Annotated in this window: 20 protein-coding genes and 2 pseudogenes; 8 read left to right on the top strand and 14 right to left on the bottom strand. The window is 58.2% G+C overall.

Going from position 1 to position 22,597, the window contains the following annotated elements; genetic code table 11:
• Positions 1 to 2 precede the first annotated feature (2 nt).
• The 3 genes and pseudogenes from JW799_RS12205 to coxB all read right to left on the bottom strand — a co-directional run bounded on the left by JW799_RS12205 (position 3) and on the right by coxB (position 3,525).
• Positions 3 to 620: a cytochrome (ubi)quinol oxidase subunit III gene (locus JW799_RS12205; RefSeq protein ID WP_080833028.1), complete on the bottom strand. Its 618-nt coding sequence runs from the start codon at positions 618 to 620 to the stop codon at positions 3 to 5.
• Positions 617 to 2,481: pseudogene (gene ctaD / locus JW799_RS12200) on the bottom strand (cytochrome c oxidase subunit I). The gene JW799_RS12205 and the pseudogene ctaD overlap by 4 nt, the downstream one beginning before the upstream one ends.
• Before the next feature lie 12 nt (positions 2,482 to 2,493).
• Entirely contained in the window at positions 2,494 to 3,525 is a 1,032-nt protein-coding gene (coxB, locus tag JW799_RS12195; RefSeq protein WP_080833033.1) for a cytochrome c oxidase subunit II, read from the bottom strand.
• Between the two features lie 398 nt (positions 3,526 to 3,923).
• On the opposite strand from coxB, the gene JW799_RS12190 reads away from it, so the two are divergent.
• A complete protein-coding gene (locus JW799_RS12190) occupies positions 3,924 to 4,643 on the top strand; it encodes a hypothetical protein (RefSeq protein ID WP_205430010.1) in 720 nt (239 codons plus the stop codon).
• Positions 4,644 to 5,588: 945 nt separating this feature from the next.
• On the opposite strand, the gene JW799_RS12185 is transcribed toward JW799_RS12190, so the two are convergent.
• The 4 genes and pseudogenes from JW799_RS12185 to JW799_RS12170 all read right to left on the bottom strand — a co-directional run bounded on the left by JW799_RS12185 (position 5,589) and on the right by JW799_RS12170 (position 8,162).
• The gene (locus JW799_RS12185) at positions 5,589 to 5,777 is read right to left on the bottom strand and encodes a hypothetical protein (protein ID WP_080833039.1); all 189 of its coding nucleotides are present in this window, start codon (positions 5,775 to 5,777) and stop codon (positions 5,589 to 5,591) included.
• A gap of 184 nt (positions 5,778 to 5,961) precedes the next feature.
• A complete protein-coding gene (locus tag JW799_RS12180) occupies positions 5,962 to 6,711 on the bottom strand; it encodes an FHA domain-containing protein (RefSeq protein WP_080833041.1) in 750 nt (249 codons plus the stop codon).
• Between the two features lie 217 nt (positions 6,712 to 6,928).
• Positions 6,929 to 7,491 (bottom strand): annotated as a pseudogene (locus JW799_RS12175) (YdhK family protein).
• Positions 7,492 to 7,595: 104 nt separating this feature from the next.
• Entirely contained in the window at positions 7,596 to 8,162 is a 567-nt protein-coding gene (locus JW799_RS12170) for a hypothetical protein (protein ID WP_080833043.1), read from the bottom strand.
• Between the two features lie 106 nt (positions 8,163 to 8,268).
• On the opposite strand from JW799_RS12170, the gene ilvA reads away from it, so the two are divergent.
• The 7 genes from ilvA (at position 8,269) to JW799_RS12135 (ending at position 14,426) form a co-directional block, all read left to right on the top strand.
• The gene (ilvA, locus tag JW799_RS12165) at positions 8,269 to 9,540 is read left to right on the top strand and encodes a threonine ammonia-lyase IlvA (RefSeq protein ID WP_080833045.1); all 1,272 of its coding nucleotides are present in this window, start codon (positions 8,269 to 8,271) and stop codon (positions 9,538 to 9,540) included.
• A gap of 142 nt (positions 9,541 to 9,682) precedes the next feature.
• The gene (locus tag JW799_RS12160) at positions 9,683 to 11,038 is read left to right on the top strand and encodes an MGDG synthase family glycosyltransferase (RefSeq protein ID WP_205430008.1); all 1,356 of its coding nucleotides are present in this window, start codon (positions 9,683 to 9,685) and stop codon (positions 11,036 to 11,038) included.
• A 14-nt stretch (positions 11,039 to 11,052) separates the two neighbouring features.
• Complete coding sequence (locus tag JW799_RS12155; protein ID WP_338026260.1) at positions 11,053 to 12,252, top strand: MFS transporter; 1,200 nt, start codon at positions 11,053 to 11,055, stop codon at positions 12,250 to 12,252.
• Between the two features lie 8 nt (positions 12,253 to 12,260).
• Positions 12,261 to 12,896 carry a TVP38/TMEM64 family protein gene (locus JW799_RS12150; RefSeq protein ID WP_080833051.1) on the top strand — a complete coding sequence of 212 codons (636 nt, stop codon included), beginning with the start codon at positions 12,261 to 12,263 and terminating at the stop codon, positions 12,894 to 12,896.
• A 99-nt stretch (positions 12,897 to 12,995) separates the two neighbouring features.
• Positions 12,996 to 13,781 carry a glutamate racemase gene (gene murI, locus JW799_RS12145; protein WP_205430006.1) on the top strand — a complete coding sequence of 262 codons (786 nt, stop codon included), beginning with the start codon at positions 12,996 to 12,998 and terminating at the stop codon, positions 13,779 to 13,781.
• Positions 13,782 to 13,933: 152 nt separating this feature from the next.
• Entirely contained in the window at positions 13,934 to 14,077 is a 144-nt protein-coding gene (locus tag JW799_RS12140) for a hypothetical protein (protein WP_176220641.1), read from the top strand.
• A 70-nt stretch (positions 14,078 to 14,147) separates the two neighbouring features.
• On the top strand, positions 14,148 to 14,426 hold the full coding sequence (locus JW799_RS12135) for a transposase (protein ID WP_080833055.1): 279 nt from the start codon (positions 14,148 to 14,150) through the stop codon (positions 14,424 to 14,426).
• A gap of 172 nt (positions 14,427 to 14,598) precedes the next feature.
• On the opposite strand, the gene JW799_RS12130 is transcribed toward JW799_RS12135, so the two are convergent.
• The 7 genes from JW799_RS12130 to JW799_RS12100 form a co-directional block, all read right to left on the bottom strand.
• Entirely contained in the window at positions 14,599 to 15,228 is a 630-nt protein-coding gene (locus JW799_RS12130) for a hypothetical protein (protein ID WP_205430004.1), read from the bottom strand.
• Between the two features lie 203 nt (positions 15,229 to 15,431).
• Positions 15,432 to 16,991 carry a gluconokinase gene (gene gntK / locus JW799_RS12125; RefSeq protein ID WP_205430002.1) on the bottom strand — a complete coding sequence of 520 codons (1,560 nt, stop codon included), beginning with the start codon at positions 16,989 to 16,991 and terminating at the stop codon, positions 15,432 to 15,434.
• Between the two features lie 27 nt (positions 16,992 to 17,018).
• A complete protein-coding gene (locus JW799_RS12120) occupies positions 17,019 to 18,380 on the bottom strand; it encodes a GntP family permease (RefSeq protein WP_205430000.1) in 1,362 nt (453 codons plus the stop codon).
• 178 nt (positions 18,381 to 18,558) lie between these two features.
• The gene (locus JW799_RS12115; protein ID WP_205429998.1) at positions 18,559 to 19,236 is read right to left on the bottom strand and encodes a GntR family transcriptional regulator; all 678 of its coding nucleotides are present in this window, start codon (positions 19,234 to 19,236) and stop codon (positions 18,559 to 18,561) included.
• Between the two features lie 143 nt (positions 19,237 to 19,379).
• Positions 19,380 to 20,459: an FUSC family protein gene (locus JW799_RS12110; RefSeq protein WP_205429996.1), complete on the bottom strand. Its 1,080-nt coding sequence runs from the start codon at positions 20,457 to 20,459 to the stop codon at positions 19,380 to 19,382.
• Entirely contained in the window at positions 20,456 to 20,653 is a 198-nt protein-coding gene (locus JW799_RS12105; protein WP_205429994.1) for a hypothetical protein, read from the bottom strand. Before JW799_RS12105 ends, JW799_RS12110 begins: the two co-directional genes overlap by 4 nt.
• 87 nt (positions 20,654 to 20,740) lie before the next feature.
• Positions 20,741 to 22,420: an ATP-binding protein gene (locus JW799_RS12100; protein WP_205429992.1), complete on the bottom strand. Its 1,680-nt coding sequence runs from the start codon at positions 22,418 to 22,420 to the stop codon at positions 20,741 to 20,743.
• Positions 22,421 to 22,597: the final 177 nt, after the last annotated feature.

Raw genomic sequence — 22,597 nt, 5'->3', positions numbered from 1 at the left:
GGTTAACCCACCTTTCCCATCAGGTAAACAACGGTGAAGATGAAAACCCACACGACATCGATGAAGTGCCAGTAAATCGCCGACACGTAAATTTTCGGAGCGGTTACGGTGGTCAGGCCTTTCTTGAGCACCTGCAGAATGAGCAAACCGATCCACAACACCCCGAACGCGACGTGCGCGCCGTGGAAGCCGACCAGCGTGTAGAACGAGGAGCTGAACGCGCTCGTCGGCATCATGAGGCCTTCATGAATATAGTGGTAGAACTCGTATACCTCCAAACCCAGGAAGCCGAGGCCGAGCACGATCGTGGCGAGCAGCCAGCCGATCATGGCCTTGACCTGGTGGCGGTGCATCGCCTGAACGGCGAACACGCTCATGAGGCTCGAGAACAACAGGATCATCGTGGCCGCGAAAATCATCGGCAGCTCGAACAGGTGCTGCGAGGTCGGACCGTCGTTCACGTTGTGGCGCAGAGCGAGAAACGCCGAGAAAAGGGTGCCGAACAGCGCCGTCTCCGCGCCGAGGAACAGCCAGAAGCCGAGAATTTTATTGCGGCCTTCCAGCGTCGCCTTTTCCGGTTCGTGCGGAAGATGGCCTTCCGCGTGCTGATGCGAACTCATACGGTCACCCCTTTCTCCTGTTCATGCTCTTCGATATGGAAGCCGTGATCGTCGAATACCGAGCGCAGCAGCATGCAAATCAGCGTAATCGCCAATCCGCCGATCGCAAGGAACAGCATGTCGTAAATAAATCCGAAACCGGAGATGAACAAGCCTACGCTCATGACGAACGGAAGGATCGATGGCGAAGGCATATGAATCGGTCCCGGCGGCTCGGCCGGCGTCATTGCGGCGTTGCCTTCCATTTTCTCCTTCCACCATGCATCATAGCCGCGCACGAGCGGAATTTGCTTGAAGTTGTACTCCGGCGGCGGCGAGGAAATCGTCCATTCGAGCGAGCGGCCGTCTTCCCACGGGTCGTTCGAAGCGTTTGCTTTCTTGAACGAAGTCACCACGATGTTGATCAGCATGACGATCGTGCCGATGCCCATCAGGATCGCGCCGATCGTACTGATCAGGTTCATGCCGTTGAAGCCTTGGCCGTCCAGATACGTCCATACCCGGCGCGGCATCCCCAGCAAGCCGAGGAAATGCTGCACGAAGAACGTCAGGTGGAAGCCGATGAAAAAGGTGACGAACGTAATTTTGCCGAGACCTTCGTTGAGCATGCGTCCGAACATTTTCGGCCACCAGTAGAACAGGCCGGCGAAAATGCCGAACACCAGACCGCCGACGATAACGTAGTGGAAGTGAGCGACGACGAAATACGTATCGTGGTACTGATAGTCGGCCGGGGCCGCCGCCAGCATGACGCCGGTGACGCCGCCCATGACGAACGTCGGGATGAACCCGATGCCGAACAGGGACGCTGTCGTGAAGCGGATCGAGCCGCCCCAGAGCGTGAACAGCCAGTTGAAAATCTTGATGCCGGTCGGCACCGCGATCAGCATCGTCGCGATGGAGAACAACGCGTTCGCCACCGGGCCGAGACCGGTCGTAAACATGTGGTGCGCCCAAACCATGAAGCCGAGGAAGGCGATCAGGACGGTCGCGAACACCATCGAGCTGTACCCGAACAGGCGCTTCCGGGAAAACGTGCTGACGACTTCGGAAATGATGCCGAATGCCGGCAGGATCAGAATGTAAACTTCGGGGTGACCGAACACCCAGAAAATATGCTCCCAGAGCACGCTGCTGCCGCCTGCCGCCGTTTCGAAGAAGTTCGCGAAAAACAAGCGGTCGAACATCAGCGCGACGAGGCCGACGGTCAGAACCGGGAAGGCGAATACGATCAGCGCGGACGTAATGAAAATCGTCCAGGTGAACATCGGCATCCGCATGAACGACATGCCCGGAGCCCGCATGTTGATGATCGTCGCCATGAAGTTGATGCCGCCGAGCAGCGTCCCGATCCCGGCAATCTGCAGGCCGAGGACGTAATAGTCGACGCCCGAGCCTTCGCTGTACGTCGGGCTGGCCAGCGGCACGTAAGACGTCCAGCCGGCGTCGGGCACGTTGCCGGCGAACCAGCTGATGTTCAGCAGCAGGCCGCCGAAGAAGAACGTCCAGAAGCCGAGCGCGTTCAGAAACGGAAACGCGACGTCGCGCGCGCCGATTTGCAGCGGGATAATCGCGTTCATCAGCGCGAACAGAAGCGGCATCGCCGCAAGGAAAATCATTGTCGTACCGTGCATCGTGATCAATTCGTTGAACGTATCGGCAGAAACAAAATCATTCATCGGCGTGATCAACTGGATCCGGATCAAAATCGCTTCCAGTCCCCGATCAGGAAGAACAGGCCACCCGCGATTAAGTACAGAATGCCGATCTTTTTATGGTCGACGGTTGTCAGCCAATCCATCAAGCCCCGATATCGCTTGACTGTGTGCGCATGAGCAGCCAAAGCCGCGTCCCCCTTCATTTCCCCGTCAAATTAATATTCCAGCTTGTTGTTCGCCAAGTACTCGGCGATTCCTCTGATTTCCTCTTCGGACAGTTCAAGCTCTTCGGCCGTCGGCATCATGTTGCCCGGCTTGACCGCTTGCGGATCCGTGATCCATTCCACCAGATTATCGACCGTCGGCGCTTCGTCGTTGTAGAGGATGCCGCCGATCGTGAGCCTGCTGCCAATGCCCGTCAGGTTGGGAGCGCTCGAGCCCGTGCTGACGTCGCCGATCGCGTGGCAGGTCAGGCACTTGTTTTCGAACGCGGCTTTCACGGTTTCGTCCGCCGGAGCTTCCACCGGCTCCTTGATCGCGGCCACCCAGCGATCGAACGAGGCCTGGTCGACCGCTTTCGCTTTGAAGTCCATCAAGCTGTGCGAAGGACCGCAAAGCTCGGCGCATTTGCCGCGGAAGACGCCTTCCTTGTCGAATTCCAAATACATTTTGTTCGTGATGCCGTCGTTGTTGTCCATCTTGCCGCCGATCGCCGGAATCCAGAAGGAGTGCTTGACGTCGGCCGTCACGAGCTCGAACATGACTTTCTTGCCGGTCGGAACGACCAGTTCCTGGGCCGTCGTAATGCCGAGATCCGGGTATTCGAATTCCCACCAATATTGGTGCGCCGTCACCTTGACTTGAAGAGCGTCGGGATCGTTGGAGTAATCCTTGGACAGGCCGAATACGGTCGAAATCGTCGGAACGCCCAAAATAACGAGCAAAATGATCGGAATGACCGTCCAAATGATTTCGAGCTTGTGATTGCCTTCCACTTGTTTCGGAATGCTCTTGTCGCCTTTGCGCCGACGGAAACGAATCAGCACGTAAATGCAAATGGCGAACACGACGATGACAACCAGGGCCATAATCCCGATCGAAAGCTGCATCAGTTCCAGCTGTTTTCTGGCAACCGGACCTTGCGGGTTAAGCGCGGACAAGTCCTCCCGTCCGCATGCCGACAGGACCAAGATCATTCCTGCCATCAGCGGAAGCAACCGCTTCATTACACGCCACCGATTCATCATTTTCAACCCCACTTTAACGTTTTCATAGACTGCCAAAATCGGCGATTTGGCGGCAGGCTACGTGTTGCACGGATGTTGTGACCAAATTTTGACGCTCGTAATCACTCTAATAACTATAAGGATTCGTGTATCATTTTGTCAACGTTCACAGAACAGTTCACAAATTGTTCTCAAAACTGTCAAAAACGTTGTGGCTCAAGGGGTTTCGGGCGTAAATCCGGAAGTCCGCGGCACTGCCGAAGCGGCGGCTTGCTTGATTCCGTCCGGCTTGCCGCTTCAGTCTCCTTCCCTCAAGCATTTGCCATTTGTGCCGTGTTTTATGTACCCGTGGCGATGTACATACTTTGAACTTTCGAAGCGAACAATATGCATAATGCTTTCGCGAAGGGGATGGAACCATGAACAGTCGCCGCTGGTTGACGGGCGGCTTGGCGCTCTTGCTCATATGGAGCGCGTCCGCCTGCAACTACAAAGCGCATTTTCAACGCAGCGCTCAAGATTACTCCAGCCGGACTCATCACGATCCGAAAATGCGGAGCGTTCGTTCCTACGGCTCGACGACCCGAAATCCGAAACAGCACGACAACCGGTATTTCGATTACGATTCGAAGCTCTCCTATAAAGTGAGTACGATTCCCGGGGTCAGCTCCGCCATCGTCATGGTGACGGACAAAAACGCGTACGCGGCCATCTTAACCGACTGGTCCGCAACCGGAACCAAAGCGCGAGGGGGCCCGAGAACGAAGGAACAGGACAATACGGGGACGACGGACGGGGTGTACAACAACGATACGGGAAGCCCGAGATGGAGCTACCGAAAGGCGGCCACTCCTTATAACTCTTATTTCTCGCACAAGGATCCTTCGGACATCTCTTCGGAACTGAAACAGGTTATCGGGGAGACGATCCGGAGAACCAGCGGGCAAAAATATGCGGAAGTCCACATTTCGGCCAATCAGGAATTCGTCAACCAGCTGCTCGAATTCGCCAAAGCCGATTGGGGACATCGGCCGCTGGAACCGCTGCTTCCCGAGTTTAACAAGCTGGTGAAGTACATCTTCGCCGGGGGAAACGAGGTGCCGGTCCCGCTGTACGAGCTCGGAGCCGAAGGAACGTGAACATAACGAAGGGTCGACCCGGAGCGATGGTTAACAAGCTCGGCGGATCGACCCTTTATTTATGGGATCGCGAGGATACGCGAGGACTTCGGCCGCGTGCGTCTAACACGATTCAGATGAGTCATATTTACCCAACTGACTCCGGCCGCGTGCGTCTAACCGATTCAGATGAGTCATATTTACCCAACTGGCTCCGGCCGCGTGCGTCTAACCGATTCAGATGAGTCATATTTACCCAACTGAATCCGGCCGCGTGCGTCTAACCGGTTCAGTTGAGTCATATTTACCCAACTGACTCCGGCCGCGTGCGTCTAACCGATTCAGTTGAGTCATATTTACCCAACTGGCTCCGGCCGCGTGCGTCTAACCGGTTCAGTTGAGTCATATTTACCCAACTGGCTCCGGCCGCGTGCGTCTAACCGGTTCAGTTGAGTCATATTTACCCAACTGACTCCGGCCGCGTGCGTCTAACCGGTTCGGATGAGTGCGGCAACTCCATGAATCGCGGAATACTGCGAAGGGCTGGGGACGGGTAGGATGGCAAAGGATTAGCAGAATGCACTGAGACTGAGTTCGGAGAAGCTTGGTTGGATTCCATCCAACCAGGATCCCTCTTTTCACGGAACTTCTCAGCTTCGTTGGATTTTGGCCAATCAGGCGAGGTCTTTTCGGCGTTTTCACCCCGATTTCAAGTTCTTCGTTGGATAAAATCCACTCTAGGTCACGATTTCCCCGTTTTACACTCCCTTGATTGGACAAAATCCAACATAGACCTCGCTTCAATCTCGCTTCGCATAGGCGGTCCTCCCCCTCCCCCGCAGCAGCCTAACTTTAGCATACGCTCTTTAGCGAGGCGAAGAACAAAAACAGTCCGAATATGCAAAAAAAACCGGATAGGGCATCTCCGGCAGACGCCCGCTTCCGGATTGGCATCCGTCATTTCGGTCAGGAGGCGGATGAATTCAATTTGTCCATCTCGCGTTCCACGAGAACGGTCAATTCGTCTTCGTAGCCGCCCGTTACCCGGTATTTGCGGATATAGTCCTTCACAAACTTGCGCGGGTCCTTCGGTCGGAAAATTCTCGTCAATTCCATCAAACTTTCTTGGACTTCGTTGTGGCTGCGCTTGGCCAAGACAATCCCTCCCGGCGGAAACGAATCCCGCAAGTATGGTCTTTCTTATCCGTCCTTCGTCTGTCTAGAATTTTCGAAAAGTTTGCTCTTTTTGATTATATCAGTTTTCGGGGCCCGTTAAAAGCAAAACCTCAACATTGGGACCAGCGGAGCAGCGTCCGGCGATCAAGGCCCCGCGCCCCGCCTAGTCCCTGACCTCGAACCGGTGCTTGTGTCCGGACAGCGTGAACTCGTCTCCGGAAAGCAATTCGTACTTTTGTCCCGGAACGAGCCTTCTGCCGTCGGATAAAAAAGTTCCGTTCGACGATCCGTGGTCTTCCAGCAAAAACATCCTGCGCTCGGAATCGTAACGGAGCGAACAATGCTTGCGGCTGACGTCGCCCGCATCGTTCGGAAACACGAGCCCGCATTGAACGGCGTCGCGGCCGATGGACAATACCCGATCCGTGATCCGATAGGCGCTTCCGGCAAATTCTCCTTCCAAGCCGCACAGCCTCGGCTCCCCTTCTTCGGCCCTTTCCGCCTGCGGGACCGGAGCAAGCCGCTTCGTCTCGTCGGGAAGCTCGACGTCTATCGTATGAAACAGCCGGTCGTCCTCATTGTCGTTCGGCTCCGCAATCCGTTCCTTTTCGTGCGGATCGAAAATCGCTTCCTCCAGGCCGTACTCCGCAATATCCGCATGTTCGTCCGTTTTGCCGCGCGACTTCGTCGTCATCTGCAAAAAGGCGATAACCGCCGCGACAGCCACCCCGATTCCGAGGGCCATCGCCGCCAATAGCGGAAGCGTCGACATGCCGGCCTCCGCGTTAAAAGCCTCGAACGAATCCGCGGCCGCCGCCGGGATCGCATCGGATCCCCAGAGCATGACGGCCCCGACTGCCGTTAACCACGCCCGTCGACCGAATCTTGCTTTCCGGCCCACGACCGCATTCATTACCTTCGTCCCCCTCTCTCTATATATATCGGATACGCGCCGCAAAGGTTTCACCTCCTTATCGGATACGATTCATCGACTTTTTGAAAACGCTTACGCCAATAAAAAGAAACGCCCCTTTTATGAATAGGGTACGCTTCCAGTATACTTGAAAGAACCGCATTCGCACAACGAGTGGATTCCTTTTTTTGGTTCATTTATAAATAAATTGGATTATCTATGGCATTGGCGAAAGCTCGCTCTCGGTTACCCATTTATGGTTTTTTACCGGCTCTCCTCCCGCAGCGGGCGTGTAATCGACCACGTAGACGGTTCCGGCTTCGGCCGAATCGATCGTGGCGACGGCCCCTTCATGCCTTTCATATGGTCCGCTTTCAGTACGACTTTTTCTCCCGGTTCATAGGGGCGGTCGGCGGCATCTTGAATTTCCTCCTGAATGACCCATTTATGATTTTCGACCGGCTTCCCGCCCGTCGTCGGGGTATAGGATACCGCATACACAATCGTATCGTAAGCGCCCGCGATCGTCGCCTCGGCGGCTTCCATCCCTTCCATATGATCCGCGATCAACAAAGCCTGGCTCCCGACCTCGAATTTCGGGTTCGCGGCTTCCTTCAAGGACGGGGGAAGCTCTCCCGAAACGGAATGGTTCATGTCCGAGTGTCCGGCATGGTTCCCGCTATTCGAGCCGACCGGCGCCGTTGTTCCGTTATTTTCGCCCGCACCGCACCCGCTTAGCGCGATTGCCGCGGCTCCGACCAAAAGGATTCGCTTTACCATTTTTTATACCTCCCGGGATATCGTGTTTTGCACTTCTATAGTATACCCCCCGAGGGTATTTCGAATCAATTTCATATCTTCCCGGACCGTTCTTTAATGTTCTTTCAGAATCCCAGCATTTCCTGCAATTCCCTCGCGTTCGGCCGCCGAAACGAAACGGTCAGCTTCCCTTCGCCCGCCTCGACGCTTTCGATTCGGAGAGCCTCCGGCAAGCGGTCGCCAAGCGGGATGTCGATGGCCTCCAGCCATTCCAACGGCAAAGAAATATCCTTTGCTTTCGCTTCCGTCGGGACGAGAACCAGCATAGGGGATTGCCATGACAACCGGTATTGAACGACGAGGCCGACCGGTATCCGGCTTTTCCAAATGACGTTGGCATGAGCCTCGACAAAGCCGTCCTTCAATTCAAGCCTTATTCCCGTAATCTCGAGGTCCCGCGACAAACGCGGGTTGCCCGCAAGCTCCGCTTTCGCCAAGTCATTGACATCCTGTTCGGACATAATCAAATCGGTCGACAAGCGTTTGACCATATCGATCGCGCGATTGCGCAAGGGCACCTCGGAAAACGCCAAATCCAACTCTTCTTCGGGAGAAACGTAAACGTAAGCGCCGATTCCCGCACCCGCGGCGAGCAAAATCAAAACGATCAGGGCTATGAGCAGCTTTTTCACCGTTCGTCTCCCACCCTTCTTCCTTATTCCGGACAAGCGAAAATAAACGATTGACTTCCGCCTTTCATAAGAGTATAACATTAAAAACCGAAAGGATGATTGCACGATGAACGACTCGCCCTTTTCCTCCGATCTGCCGGTTCGCCTCGAAGACATCCTTCACGCGCACCGGGTGTTGCAAGATGTCGTCGTGCCGACGCCGCTTCAGCACAATCGGGGGCTATCCGCCAAATACGGCTGCAACGTATATTTGAAACGCGAAGATCAGCAGGTGGTCCGCTCGTTCAAAATCCGCGGAGCCTATAATTTGATTTCTTCCCTGTCCGAGGAAGATCGCCGGAAGGGCGTCGTCTGCGCGAGCGCCGGCAATCACGCGCAGGGGGTCGCCTATTCCTGCAACGCGCTCGGCATTCGCGGCGTGATCTACATGCCGACGACGACGCCGCGGCAAAAGATCAACCAGGTGAAAATGTTCGGCGGCGACAGCGTCGAAGTTCGCCTCTCCGGCGACACGTTCGACGACGCCTATGCCGAAGCGATTCGCTTCAGCACGGCGGACGGGCTGCCGTTCGTCCATCCGTTCGACGATCCCCGCATCGTGGCGGGCAACGCGACCGTCGGCAAAGAAATCGTCGAGGCCAGCGGCCAGCCGATCGACGTCGTGCTCGTGACGGTCGGCGGCGGAGGCCTTGCCGCGGGCGTCGCCGCCTACGTCAAGACGATCAGCCCCTCCACGGTCGTGATCGGCGTCGAGCCGGAAGGAGCCGCCTCGATGCGGCGCTCCAAGGAGGAGCGGAAGGTCGTCGCTCTCGAAGAGATCGACAAATTCGTGGACGGAGCGGCGGTCAAGCGGGTCGGCGATCTGACGTTCGCCATGTGCGACGACCTGCTCGACGAGATCGTCGTCGTGAACGAAGGCCGCGTGTGCACGACGATCCTGGAGCTTTACAACGAGCACGCGATCGTCGCCGAGCCGGCTGGGGCGCTGACGGTAGCCGCCCTCGCGGGAATGGGCGAGCGCCTGGCCGGAAAGAACGTCGTCTGCATCGTCAGCGGCGGCAACAACGACGTCGACCGCATGCAGGAAATCAAGGATCGCTCGCTTATTTTCGAAGGCCTGAAGCATTATTTCATGGTTAATTTTCCGCAGCGGGCCGGGGCTCTACGCGAATTTCTGGACGACGTGCTGGGACCCGACGACGATATCGTCCAGTTCGAATACACCAAGAAGCACAACAAGGAAAACGGTCCCGCCCTTGTCGGCATCGAGCTCAAAAACCGTTCCGATTACGAGCCTCTCGTCGAGCGGATGAAACGCAAAGGATTTCAATTTATGGAACTGAATAAGGACCCGCTGCTGTTCAACCTTCTGATTTGATGCGGGTTTGATCGCGGATTTGACACCCGGTTGACAGCGAATTAATACTTTCCCGTTATGCTGATCTTAAACTGCATCCCCCCATGACGTATGGGGCACCATTCAGCTATGATGACTTTCATTGCGAAAGGGCGGATTTAAGATGGCGGGGAAGAACAACGAAACCTCGGCCGCGCAGCCGAAAATCTGGGTGCTCTACGCCCGCTTCGGCGAAGGGCACCTGCAAGCCGCGCAAGCGTTAAAATCGGGCTTCGAGCGGGCCGGCGTCGACAACGTCAAGCTGGTGGACCTGCTGGCGGAAGCCCATCCCCGGCTGAACGGCCTCAGCCGCTTCGTCTACAAGAAAAGCTACACCCTCTGGCCGAAAGCTTACGGCTTCGTGTACAACGCCACCAAGGACATGAGGCCCCATTCCGCTTTCGCCTATTTGCTTCACTCGTTCGGCGTCCCCAAGCTGCGCAAAATGCTCAAAGCCGAACTCCCGGATGCCGTCATCCATACGTTTCCGAATCTCGCCCTTCCTTTTGCCGACAAGCGCAACCGACTGAATATTCCCATGTTCAACGTGATCACGGACTTTGATCTTCATATGCGCTGGGTGCACCCCCGAATCCGCAAATACTATATCGCGACGGAGGAGCTGGGCCATCAGCTCGCTTCGATCGGCATCCCGCGCTCCCGCATCGCCGTGACCGGCATCCCGCTGCGGCGGCCTTTCGGCCCGGCAGGCGACCTCCGCGCGGACGTTCTCCGCTACGGCCTCGATCCGGCCAGGCGCGTCGTGCTCTACATGGCGGGAGCGGACGCCGGGCGAACGGACGTCTCCCGCCGGTGCCGCCGCCTGGCGGCGGAAACCGGGGCGCAAATCGCGCTCGTCTGCGGACGCGATTCCGCCCTGGAGACGGCGATGAGAAGGTCGTTCGCCTCCGGAAGAGATAACGTGTTCGTGTTCGGGTACGTAGAGCGGATGGATGAATTGATGGGCTTGTCCGACTGCATCGTCACGAAGCCCGGCGGATTGACGCTTTCCGAGGCGATCGAGGCCGGACTGCCGATGTTCCTGCTTCGTCCGATGCCGGGACAGGAATGGAGCAACGCGCAATATCTTCAGGCAAAGGGAGCGGCCGTTGTCTGCGGCTCGAGCGACGAGCTGGCGCGCTCCGTATCCGTTTTTTTGACGGACGGAAAACGGCGGGAGGAAATGAAGGCCGCCGTCGCCTCCCTGCGCAAGCGAAATGCGGCCGATCGGATCGCATTGGATATTCTTGCGAATTTACCTATAATCAAAAGTAACGGAAACCGTTTCGCGGCAAACCGAAAACCGTCGTACCGGAGAATCGGGGAAGGCTGGCCGGCACGGTCGCAAACCGCGGCCGCAGCCGCGGCCGCGACGCCCGGCTCCGCCGGCGGGGAAGCCGCGAACCGGGCGGCCTTGCGCGAAGCCGAGCCGCAGCTTGCGCTTTCGGGAGCGGCAAACTCTGCCGAACGCGGCGAATGAACGGAGGAGAGAGCATGGCTGCATCCGGATATGCGGCGAAATCGTTGTTTCGTCCCGAAATGTCGCTGTACGGCGTCATCTTGTTTCTTACCGAGTTCATTCGCGGAGCGGCGCTGATCAGCTTTCTGCCGATCTTCGGAAAAAACTCGCTTGGCCTGAACCTGGACGTCATCGGGATCGCCATTACCGCCCATTACCTGACCGATACCGTCGTCAAGCTGGCGATGGGCTATTTGCTCAACCGCTGGAGCGTCAAGCTGGTCGTCGGCGGAGGGGTGATCGCGACGCTGGCCGGCATGCTGCTTATCGGCTACGCCGAATGGCCCTGGCTGTTTATAGCGGCTTCCGGCCTGCTTGGCATCGGCATTTCCCCCATCTGGATCGTTTGTCTGACGCATGTGCGGGAAAATCGGCGGGGAACGCAAATGGGCATTTTGTACACGGTTTGGCTCGTCGGCCTCGGGTCCGGTCCCGTCGTATCGAACCTGCTGCTGGAAATCGGATACGCGCTGACGTTCTGGGTGATGGTCGGCGTCGCCTTCGCCTCTTGCCTGCTGTCGCTTCTCATTCCCGGTTCTTCGCACGCCGAGCTGAACGTCGTGCCTTTCTCGCGGCAGCTCGCCCAGCTCGGCGTCCGGCTGCGGGAAATGAAGCTGCTCATCCCCGGCATGGTGCTGCAAACGCTGGCCGCCGGGATGCTGGTGCCGATTTTGCCAAGCTTCGCGGAAGACCACCTGGGCATGAGCCCGACGCATTATTCGATCCTGCTGTTCGCCGGAGGAGCCTTCACGGCGGTCGGCCTGATTCCGATGGGGCGGCTCGCGGATCGATTCGGGAAGCAGTGGTTTCTGATCGCCGGATTTTGCGTGTTCGGGATCGCCCTTTTCGCCTTGATGCTCGGACCGCCGCTTGCGCTCTCGTTTGCGTTCGCCGCCGTTCTGGGCATCGCGTATTCGGCCATTCTGCCGGCATGGAACGCGCTGCTCGCCGCTTACGTCCCGAAGGACCAGCGCGGGCTCGGGTGGGGCGTGCTGTCGACGGTGGAAGGCCTGGGCGGGATGATCGGGCCTTCGCTCGGGGACTTGCGGCCGCTTCGTTCGGGGAGCCGTTCGTCGTCGGGTCGGCCGGGGCTATTTTTATCGTCATATGCATCGTCTATTTATTATTTCCAATCCGTCTGTTTCGCGGCTGAAGCCGCATTACGGACCCTGTGAGGTCGCCTATGGTTTTTCATGCGGAACCGCTTCTGTTCGATCAATATTGGCAAAACGGGATTGCCTATATTCGGGATATCGGTCTCGACGACATTCGCGAGCTGCTGAGGCGTTATTCCGCTCTCGGTCCGCTGCCGGGCATTTTGCTGCCTTTGGCGGAAGCCTTTTTGCCGTTTTTGCCGCTTGTCGTGTTCGTCGTCGCCAACGCTACCGCTTACGGGATGTGGGCCGGATTTTTGCTGTCCTGGATCGGCGTGAGCGTCGGCTCTTTTCTCGTGTTTCTGCTCGCCCGCCGCTTTGCCGGCCGTTTCGGGGAACGCATACGGAAGCGGTCGCCGAAAATGGAGCGCTTCTTCTCCTGGATCGAGAACAAAGGCTTTACGCCGATCTTCGTGCTGAGCTGCTTCCCTTTTTCGCCTTCGGCGCTGATCAACATCGCTTCCGGCATGTCCAAAATCGGCTTGCACACGTTTCTTACCGCGATATTGCTCGGCAAGTCGGTCATGATTTTCACGTTGTCGTTTCTCGGTCATGACCTGCAGGCGCTCGTCGATCATCCGTGGCGAATCGCGGCGGCGTTAATCGTGCTGTTTCTGCTGTGGATGGTCGGAAAAAAGCTGGAATCCCGATATACGGAAGATTAGGCGGGACTGGTACCTAATGCTTCTTGCGAGACGCCTCGTATCGCTATATGCTAGAGTTATATTTATTTCAACTACATAAGCATAGGATACGATCATACGATGACAATCGGATTTTTGGATTCGGGTCTCGGGGGGCTGTCGGTTTTGGCCGAAGCGCTCAAACGGCTGCCCGATCAGGATTTCTTGTATATGGCGGATACGCTTCACGTCCCGTACGGCACGAAAACGAAGGAAGAGGTTCGGTCGTACATTCTCGAAGTGGTGGAAACGATGATGGCCGAGGGGCTCGATGCGCTCGTCGTGGCCTGCAATACGGCGACGAGCATCGCGATCGCGGAGCTGCGGGAGCTGTATTCGATTCCGATCGTCGGCATGGAGCCGGCGGTCAAGCCGGCGGTCGAAATGAATCGGGCCACGGGAAAAAGAGTGCTCGTCTTCGCCACGCCGCTTACGCTGCAGATGCCGAAATATTACGCGCTCGTCTCGCGCGTGGACGAAGGGGGAATCGTCGATTCGCTGCCGTTGCCCGAGCTTGTCCGCTATTGCGAAGCGCTGCAATTCGACAAGCGCGTGCTGGGCGACTATTTCCGGGAAAAGCTGGCCCCCTACGACCTGGACCGGTATGGAATCGTCGTGCTCGGCTGCACGCACTACCCCTTTTACAAAGGCATCTTGCGCGACATTTTGCCGCCGCATATCCGGATCGTCGACGGCAACGCGGGCACCGTTCGGCGGCTGGCCGCGCTTTTGACCCGCTACGGCATTCCGCGCGGGGGCGGGACCGGCAGCGTCCGGTTCATGTGCTCGAGCGGCGATGCCGCATACGTCGACAAAATGCAGACGGCGCTTGCCCTTTACCGGCAGGAACTTTTGGAAGACGAGTGATTTTCGTGGATTGCGAGTGGGGACGAAATAACGGCCGCGGGCGGCCGTTATTTTTCTTTTTTGCGGGAACTTCGGCGGCGTTCGCGAGGAGCATAACGCAAACGCCGCAGTGGCAACCTAGTCGTTGAATCGAATCCAAGGAGGGACGCCGAATGTCGGGCGAACGACCGTCCAAGGCTCAAGAGGAAGCCAGCCGCGCCCAAGCCGCCGCGGACCGGGGCGAGGGCGGAAAAACCCGCGCCAGCCGCATGCAGTCGCAAGCGGACCGCGCCGCCGTGCCGAAGCACGGACAATAAGCGAGCCGCACAGAGCTTTTTTATCGTTTCGCGAAGATCGGATTTTTCCTTAAAGAGGTGACTTGAGGGTATGAGCGAAAGCAAAAGAATGCCGCCGATGTCGGGCGAACCGGTCGAGACGGACGGCGTGTACCGCGACGAATGGGGCGCCGAAGTGGAATTGCGCCGGGGACAAGTATTTCCCGCCGACGTCACGCTCGGATCGACCGAGTGGGAGCTGACCGAATTAAGCTTCGACAATCACCACGAAGGCCGGACCGATCCCCGGCTCGTTCCGAAAGAAAACGATACCGACAAGCGGGGAAAAATCGACAGCCCCCGCCGCCAGATGGACCGGGGCAAAAAGTAAAGCAGACCGTTCGGGGAATAACGCAATCGAGTGGGAAGAACCGCACCGCGTCCGGCATGACCGAATCCAGCAGCGTTCCGGCTCAGGCGCCCCCCGTCCGGGAGGGCGCTTGGCTTATGGCGGGGTGCCCAAGCCAAGGCATGGCAAGGCGCCTTCTAGCCGGTGTGCGCGATCATCGATCGATCGCCGGGCCCCCATAGACCGCAAACAACGTCTCCGCAGGCTTAAAATAAAGATGCCCGTCCGGCCACGGCTGAAAATGCAAATCCATTCGCGAATCGGTCCACGGCACCGGCGTGCCGCTCGTGCGCAGCCTTCCCGGCACTTCCGGGCGTTCGACGACGGCCGGAAACTCCTGATAGCCGAACAGAACGTTTTCGTGCAAGCCTATGATTTCGAACTTGGGGCCGGGAAAGGCCCGCTCTTCTTGAAGCTGGTAATGGTAGTAGATGTAGCTTGCCGCCATCTCCGGCTTCAGCCGCGCCACCCGGCCGGCTCGCTTGTCCACCGGGGCCTGCCGAAGCCAATGGTCAAGCGAAGCCGGCTCGTTGAAATGAAACACGTCGGCCATCGGCACCCAGTTTCTCGCTTGCTCTTCCCCCGGCCACGGCGCAAGCAGACCGGCCAACTCCGGAAACAAGCCGTCGGCCTCGATCTCTTCGCCGATGCATTCATAGTACAGAAACAGCCTGCCCTCCCACCGGTAGCCCGCCGCTTCGCGCAGCAGCCGCAGCGCGGATTCCTCTCCGCCTACACGCAGATGCCCTCTCGCCATCTTCCGAATCACCGTTTGCTTGCTCAACCGTCCCGCTCCCTTCGTCCGCATTCCGTTTTTTTCGCCAGCATCTTTTTTCACCAGTATAGCAAGCGGCGGGAGGCTGCGGCGGAATCGCGGGGCCGATTGTCTGATTTTTGAACGATTCGCACGGCAATTTGCAAGACAAAAGACCGCCTCGTCCCGGGAACGGACAAGACGGCCCATGAAGCGGCTATTGAACATCCCGATTACGCTTCGGCTGAAAACAGCTTCTGCTGGAACTTGGCGATGCTTTCGTACTCCTCCTCCAGCTGGCGGGAGACGCGAACGAAAATCGGCAGCAGCTCCCGGTATATCCCGGCCGCTTCCGGATTCGGGAAATGCTCGTGCGTCGTGCCGACCATTCCCCGGACCCTGGTGAACGCGTCCGCTTCGCCGAACGCTTTCATGCCGAGCACGACGGCCCCGAGGCACGAGCTTTCGTAGCTTTCCGGCACGACCACGCTCTGGTTGAAGATGTCGGCCATCATCTGGCGCCACAGGGGCGAGCGGGCGAAACCGCCCGTCGCCTTGATCCGCTTCGGCACGCCGGTCGTTTCCTGCATCGCCAGCATGACCGTATACAGATTGTAGACGACGCCTTCCAGCACGGCCCGGATCATGTGCTCCTTCTGGTGATGCAGCGTCAACCCGAAAAACGATCCCCTGGCGTCGGGGTTCCACAGAGGAGCCCGCTCGCCCGTCAGGTAAGGGTGGAAAAGCAAGCCGTCCGCGCCCGGACGCACCCGTTCCGCGATCCGGGTCAGCACGTCGTACGGGCTGATGCCGAGCCGCTTCGCGGTTTCCGTTTCGGAGGCGGCGAACTCGTCCCGCACCCAGCGAAAAATAACGCCGCCATTATTCACCGGCCCGCCGACGACCCACTTGTCTTCGGTCAAGGCGTAGCAAAAGTACCGCCCTTTCCGGTCGGTGGCGGGCTCGTCGATGACGGTCCGGATCGCCCCGCTCGTCCCGATCGTGACGGCGACGACGCCCGGATCGATCGCGTCGAGGCCGAGATTGGACAGCACGCCGTCGCTGGCTCCGACGACGAACGGCGTGGACGGCAGAAGTCCCATTTCCGCCGCCGAGTTCGCATCCCTTATTCCGCGTAGCGTATAAGTCGTCGGCACGAGCTCGGACAGGCGGTCCGGCGTCACGCCGGCGATCGAGAGCGCCTCCTCGTCCCAGTCCAAACGGGACAAATTGAACAAGCCCGTGGCCGACGCGATCGAGTAGTCGACGACGTACCGGCCGAACAGCCTGGCGAGCACGTATTCCTTGACCGATACGAATTTGGCCGCCCGTTCGAAGATGTCGGGCTTGTCATGGCGCAGCCATAGCAGCTTCGCGACCGGCGACATCGGATGGACCGGCGTTCCCGTTCTCAGGTACAATTCGAGGCCGCCCATTTCGTCCCTCAGCCGCCGCGACCAAGCCGCGCTGCGATTGTCCGCCCAGGTGATGCAGCGCATCAAGGGCTTGCCCGACGCATCGACCGGGATGACGCTGTGCATTGCGGAGCTGCAGGACACGAACCGGATGCGCTCGGGCGGAACGCCGGCCTTCCGGACGGCCTGCCCGACCGAGCTCACGACCGCGGCGAAAATTTCCTCGGGGTCCTGCTCGGCGACCGACGGCGTCGGCGTATAGAGCGGATAGCCCTCGTTCGCCGTCGCCGCCACCTTGCCGGCCGCGTCGAACAAAACCGCCTTCGTGCTCGTCGTACCTATATCGATGCCGATCGTATATTCCGTCTTTTCGGTCATCCTTCACCCTTCCTCTCCCGTTCGAGATCAAACAAACGCGCTTACGATCAAAATCAGAATCAGCCCCGCCACGGACAGAATCGTTTCCATCATCGTCCACGATTTCAGCGTTTGCGGCACGCTCATGTTGAAAAATTCCTTGACCATCCAGAACCCCGCGTCGTTGACGTGGGACAATACGAGCGAGCCGGCGCCGGTCGCGAGCACGACCAATTCCACGTTCGCTCCCGGCGTCATTGCCAGGACGGGCGCGACGATGCCGGCGGACGTCGTCATCGCGACCGTCGCCGAACCGGTCGCCACGCGGATCAGCGCGGCGACGAGCCAGGCGAACAAAATGACATTGATATTCGCGTTCGTCGCCATGTCCGCGATCGCCTGCCCGACGCCGCTGTCGATCAGCACCTGCTTGAACGCGCCGCCGCCGCCGATGATCAGCACGATGCCGGCGATCGGAGGCAAGCTTTCGGACGCGAATTTCGAAACTTCCTCCTTGCTGAAGCCGCGAGCGAAGCCGAGCGAGAAAAACGAGAACGCGACGGAGATCAGCAGCGCGACGACCTCGTGGCCGATAAATCCGGCAAACCGGGTAAACCCGCTCGTCGCTTGCGGATCGGCAATGCTGGCGACCGATCCGATCAGCATCAGGATAACCGGAAGCAAAATCGTAAACAGCGTGATGCCGAAGCCGGGAAGGCTGCGGTTTTCCTTCATCGCGAACTGCTCGACCAGCTTCTCGTCGGGTTCGACCGGAATCCGCTTGCCGATAAACTTCCCGAACACCGGCCCCGCCAAAATCGCGACCGGCAGGCCAATCAGAATCGAATAGAGAATCGTCTTGCCCAGGTTCGCGTCATAAGCATCGATGGCGATCATCGGCGCGGGGTGCGGAGGAACGAGCCCGTGCACGGTGGACAGGCCCGCCAGGACGGGAATGCCGATCTGGAGCAGCGGCATTTTCGTTTTGCGGGCGACGATAAACACGATTGGGATCAACAGGATGACGCCGACCTCGAAGAAGACCGGAATGCCGACGAGGAAGCCGACGATCATCATCGCCCAATGCACCCTTTTGTCCCCGAAACGGTCGATCAGCGTCGTCGCGATCCTTTCCGCGCCTCCCGATTCGGCCATCATCTTCCCGAGCATGGTGCCGAGTCCGATGACGATCGCGATCGTTCCGAGCGTGCCCCCCATCCCCTTGATCAGGGAAGCAACCGCATCGGCGGGATCCATGCCGGCAACCAGCCCGAGCAGCAAGCTGGAAATCAGCAGCGTGACGAACGGATTCCATTTGTACTTGGAAATCATCACGATAAGGAAAGCGATTGCAAGCAAAGTCCAAATCAACAAGGTTGCCGCGTGGCTCATGCCGAAAAGAGTATTCATATCGTCCTCCCGATGGTGTTGGATGCTCTTGCGATGTCTGTCGGAGTCGTTCGCCGCTCCTATAGGTAGTGTTGACGAACTGGCGAACGGAATAACATGTATACTTGTCGACAACTTTGAAAACAAGAAGCGCGGGAGGTTTCCCTGCCGCTTCGTCGTTCTTGTCGGGCGAAAGGATTCAAGGCTTGCCCAAACTATGATGCAAGGTGACGAAAGAATCCTTGAAATAGCTCCGCACTCGCTTTTGAATCTCGTCGGCGTCCCCCGAGCGCAAGCCGTCCAGAATAAACCTGTGCTTTTCGATCACCGCTTGGACCCGTTCCTCGCCGTCGGCGAACACTTCCCGAGTCGTGACGAGCATCACCGCGAGCACGAGCTGGCGAATGCTCCGCCAGAGCTGCCAAATTCGCGAATGGCCGGCTTCGGCGATGATCGTCTCGTGAAACGCGAAATCCTGGTAAGCGAATTCTTCGGCGTCTTGATGCCGCAAGGCCAGCTCCATCTTGTCGAGAATGCGCCTAAGGGAGGCGATCAAGGGTTCGCGGTCGATTCGGGACAGCCGTTCCTGGACGAAGCTTTCGATCAAATACCGGACGTCGAACAGCTCTTCGACTTCCTTCGAGCTTAGGCCGAGGACGACGGCGCCCATTCGTTCAAGCCGGATGAGGCCTTCCCCGGACAGCGTCCGCAGCGCTTCGCGAACCGGAGAGCGGCTCGTGCCGAAGTCCGCGGCGATCCGATTTTCGGACAGCGTTTCGCCGGGCTGGATTTTGCCGGTGACGATGCTCAGTCTGAGCTCGCAGGTAATCGCTTCCCCGAGCGATGCCTCGCGCAGCCAGGCGGCGGGATAAGCCAATCCGATCCCCCCACTCGTTGTGTACTTGTATACAGGCTAAACGTTTTTTATCTTACCTTTTTTCGCGGAGGATGTAAACGTTCAAAAAAGGAAACCGCAAAGAAACAGGCGGCAGCCGCTTCGCATTGCGACTGCCGCCATCCTTATTCTTCCGCGCCGTCGAGCCCGCGCTCGAACCAGTGGTCCATCAGCTTGTCCAGGCGGTGCAGCCGATCCTCGTAAGCGAACAACGCCGACGTCACCACGAGCAACCGGGCGCGGACCGTCACTTCGGTCTCGCCCTGCGCGGCGATGCGCGCCTTCAGCGCGTCGTCGAATTCTCCTTCGGCCGCGATCATCTCCGTCAGCCGGACGCCCGACTCCGGGGGAGGCGCCGCCGGGACCGCGCCCGCCTTCAGCTTTTTGTCCCATTTCCAGAGCAGCTGTTCGTGGTAGCCGCACAGCATTTCGATGTGCTGGTCCACCATCCGATTCCATGCGGGATCGCTCGGAACGGCAAAATACTGCTCCTCCACCGCCTCGATCAGCTCGTAGCCCCGCTCCAGCGTCATCATCATTTCCTTGTACATGACGAGGAGCCGCGCTTTGCGGAGGCGCGAGCGCTTTTTCAAAACCCGCTCCTCCGCGAACAACCGGTAAAAGTCGTCCAGCTTGCGCAGCTGCTCATGAAGCTGCTCTTGCTCCTTGCGGAACACGTTCTCCTTCAGCTCGTTCGACACCGACGTGCGCAGCAGCCTGGACAGCTGGTTTTGCGCTTCCTGCACCTGGCGGACGAAGCGGCTGTGGTGCTTGGGCGGAGCGACGGAAACGTTGACGGCGAAGGCGCAGCCGATGCCGAGCAGCAGCGACACGAGCCGGTCAAGCGCCGCCGGCCAGCCCTGGTTCTGCGCTTCCATAATGATCACGACGGTCACGAGCGTGAGCCCGATCGTGTCCTCGGTTTTCAGCTTGATGCACAGCAAAATCACGAGAATGCAAACAAGTCCGACCGATAACGGGGCGCTCCCGAAAAGCCAATAAGCCGCAATCGCGATCCCGGCTCCCAAGACGTTGCTCTGGAGCTGGTCCAGCACTTGCATCCAGCTTCGGTAAATGGACGGCTGCACGGTAAAAATCGCCGCGACCGCCGCGATGACCGGAGATTCCAGCCCTGCCAGCGTTCCGAGCCAAAGCGCGACGGCGACCGCCAGCCCCGTTTTGAATACGCGAGCGCCAATCGTCATGCTTCCGCTTCCCTCCCGAGCAGCGTTCCCCAGTCGGAGGCAAGCTCCCGCTCGTTCACGAACAGCGCAAGCTTAGAGTTGTCCGGCCTCCGGCGCCCTGCCGACAGGTCCGACAACGGCCGCCATCCCCGCGCCCGATCCGCGAAATCGTCCGGAAAAGTCTTGTTGTGCATCGCTTTGAATGGCTCGGCCACGATGGATCCTCCTACTGCCCGCAGCAAAATTCATAGGGAAATAAACCTCATTATAACACGTCCGCCGCCAAGCCGCCCGCCCCTCTTTCAACCGCTTTGGGCCGCGGGCGAAGCTTCGGGATAACGGAACGGCAGCCGGATTTCGAACGTCGTTCCCCGGCCGATCTGGCTGTAGACGCGAATTTGCCCCTCGTGGTTGTCGACGATTTTGTAGCTGACCATCAGCCCGAGACCGGTTCCTTTCTCTTTGGTCGTATAGAAGGGCTGGCCCATTTTCGCGAGCTGGTCTTCGCCGATCCCCGGCCCTTCGTCGGATATGCGGGTATAAACCGAATCGTCTTCCCGGAACAGCGCAACGCGGATCGTTCCTCCGTCGACCATCGCTTCGATCGCGTTTTTGATGACGTTGATGAACACCTGCTTGATTTGATTTTCGACCCCGTACACCCAAAGAACGTCGCGGGAAAAATCCGATTCGATCGCGATGTTGTGCAGAATCGCCTGCGCCTCCAGCAGCGTGACCGTATCCCGCATCATATTGCGCACATCGTAATAGGAAAAGTCGTAGACCTGGGGTTTGGCCAGCATCAGCAGCTCGCTGACGATGCCTTCGATCCGGTCCAGTTCCGAATTCATAATTTCGTAATAGCTGTTTTCCCGGCGGCCGGAAGCGATCAATTGCAAAAAGCCTTTCAGCGAAGTCAGCGGATTCCGGATTTCGTGCGCGATGCCCGCGGCCAGCTGCCCGGCCACGTACAGCTTTTCCGAGTTGATCAGCAGCTCCTCGTTTTTCTTCCGTTCCGAAATGTCGCGGATGATAACCTGCACCGCCGGTTCGTTTTGGAGCGTCGTCATCGTCTCCACCACTTCCGTGTGCAGCACGTTGCCTTTCAGCGACAGCCACGTCTGATCCACCGGCCCGCTGCTGCCCGTAATGACGAGATTGTGCAGCCTCTCCCGCACGGCGTCGTAATCGTTCGGATGAAGGAACGCGTAAATCGGCATGTCGAGCAGTTCGTTCGGATGATCCGCCTCGAACATGCGGAGTCCGGCCGCGTTGACGAACACCCATTTTTCCTGCTTGAAAATCGCGATCGTGTCGATCGAATTTTCGACCAGCAAGCGGTACCGCTCGTCCATCTGGTTCATGCGCTTGTCGATGTACCAGGTCACCCACGTCGAGGTCAGAATGAGCAAGGCGCCGATCCCCAGCGCAAGCACCAGGAAGCGGACGTCCTCGATCAGCTTGTCCAGGTTGTAGTAGACGGAATATTCGATATCGAGCCCCTGATTGCCGACCCATTGGACAAGGTATACCGACAGGCCCAGCGTCACGCTGGCCAGCCATTTGCGGTTCTCCCCGTTCATTTCGGACAGCTTGACCGCCGCATACGTGCCGGCGAACAGCAACGCGAGCGAAACCGCGACCATCCCCCCGTCGACGGATATGCGGTCGATCGGCTGGCCCAGCAGGGAGAAAAAATGCATAAATCCGACCCCGAAAGCCAAAATGACGCTCCCGGCAAAGGACCGGAACCGGATCGCTTCCTGAAGCGTCAGCATGACGAACGCCATCAAGGCGAAAAAAATGTTGAAAAACAGCGATATCGGCAAGCTCCACGTAAAAAAAAGCGGGCCGTCGCTCGCCAATATGGTGACGAAATGCTTCGTCCACATGCCCACGCCGAACACGAAAGCGCCGCCTGCCAACCAGAAAAGCCGAAACGTATTGTTCGTCCGTTTCAGATTGCCAAGAAAGTTAAACATCGTGTAAGATGCGAGTATACTTATCGCCAAAGCCAGGAGCGAAAAAAGGACGGGCCAGTCGGCTCCGTAACTGTGCATGCTCGTTCCCTCGCCAATCTGCCATGTTTTCGTGCTTGTTTTTAACAATTCGACGATTTTTTGCGAATTCCTTTCCAAGTCCATTCCATTATTGGGGGA

The organism is Cohnella algarum (assembly GCF_016937515.1).
Lineage (GTDB): Bacteria > Bacillota > Bacilli > Paenibacillales > Paenibacillaceae > Cohnella > Cohnella algarum.
Note: the sequence above shows the minus strand (reverse complement) of the source record. Positions and strands in the feature narration are given on the sequence as shown.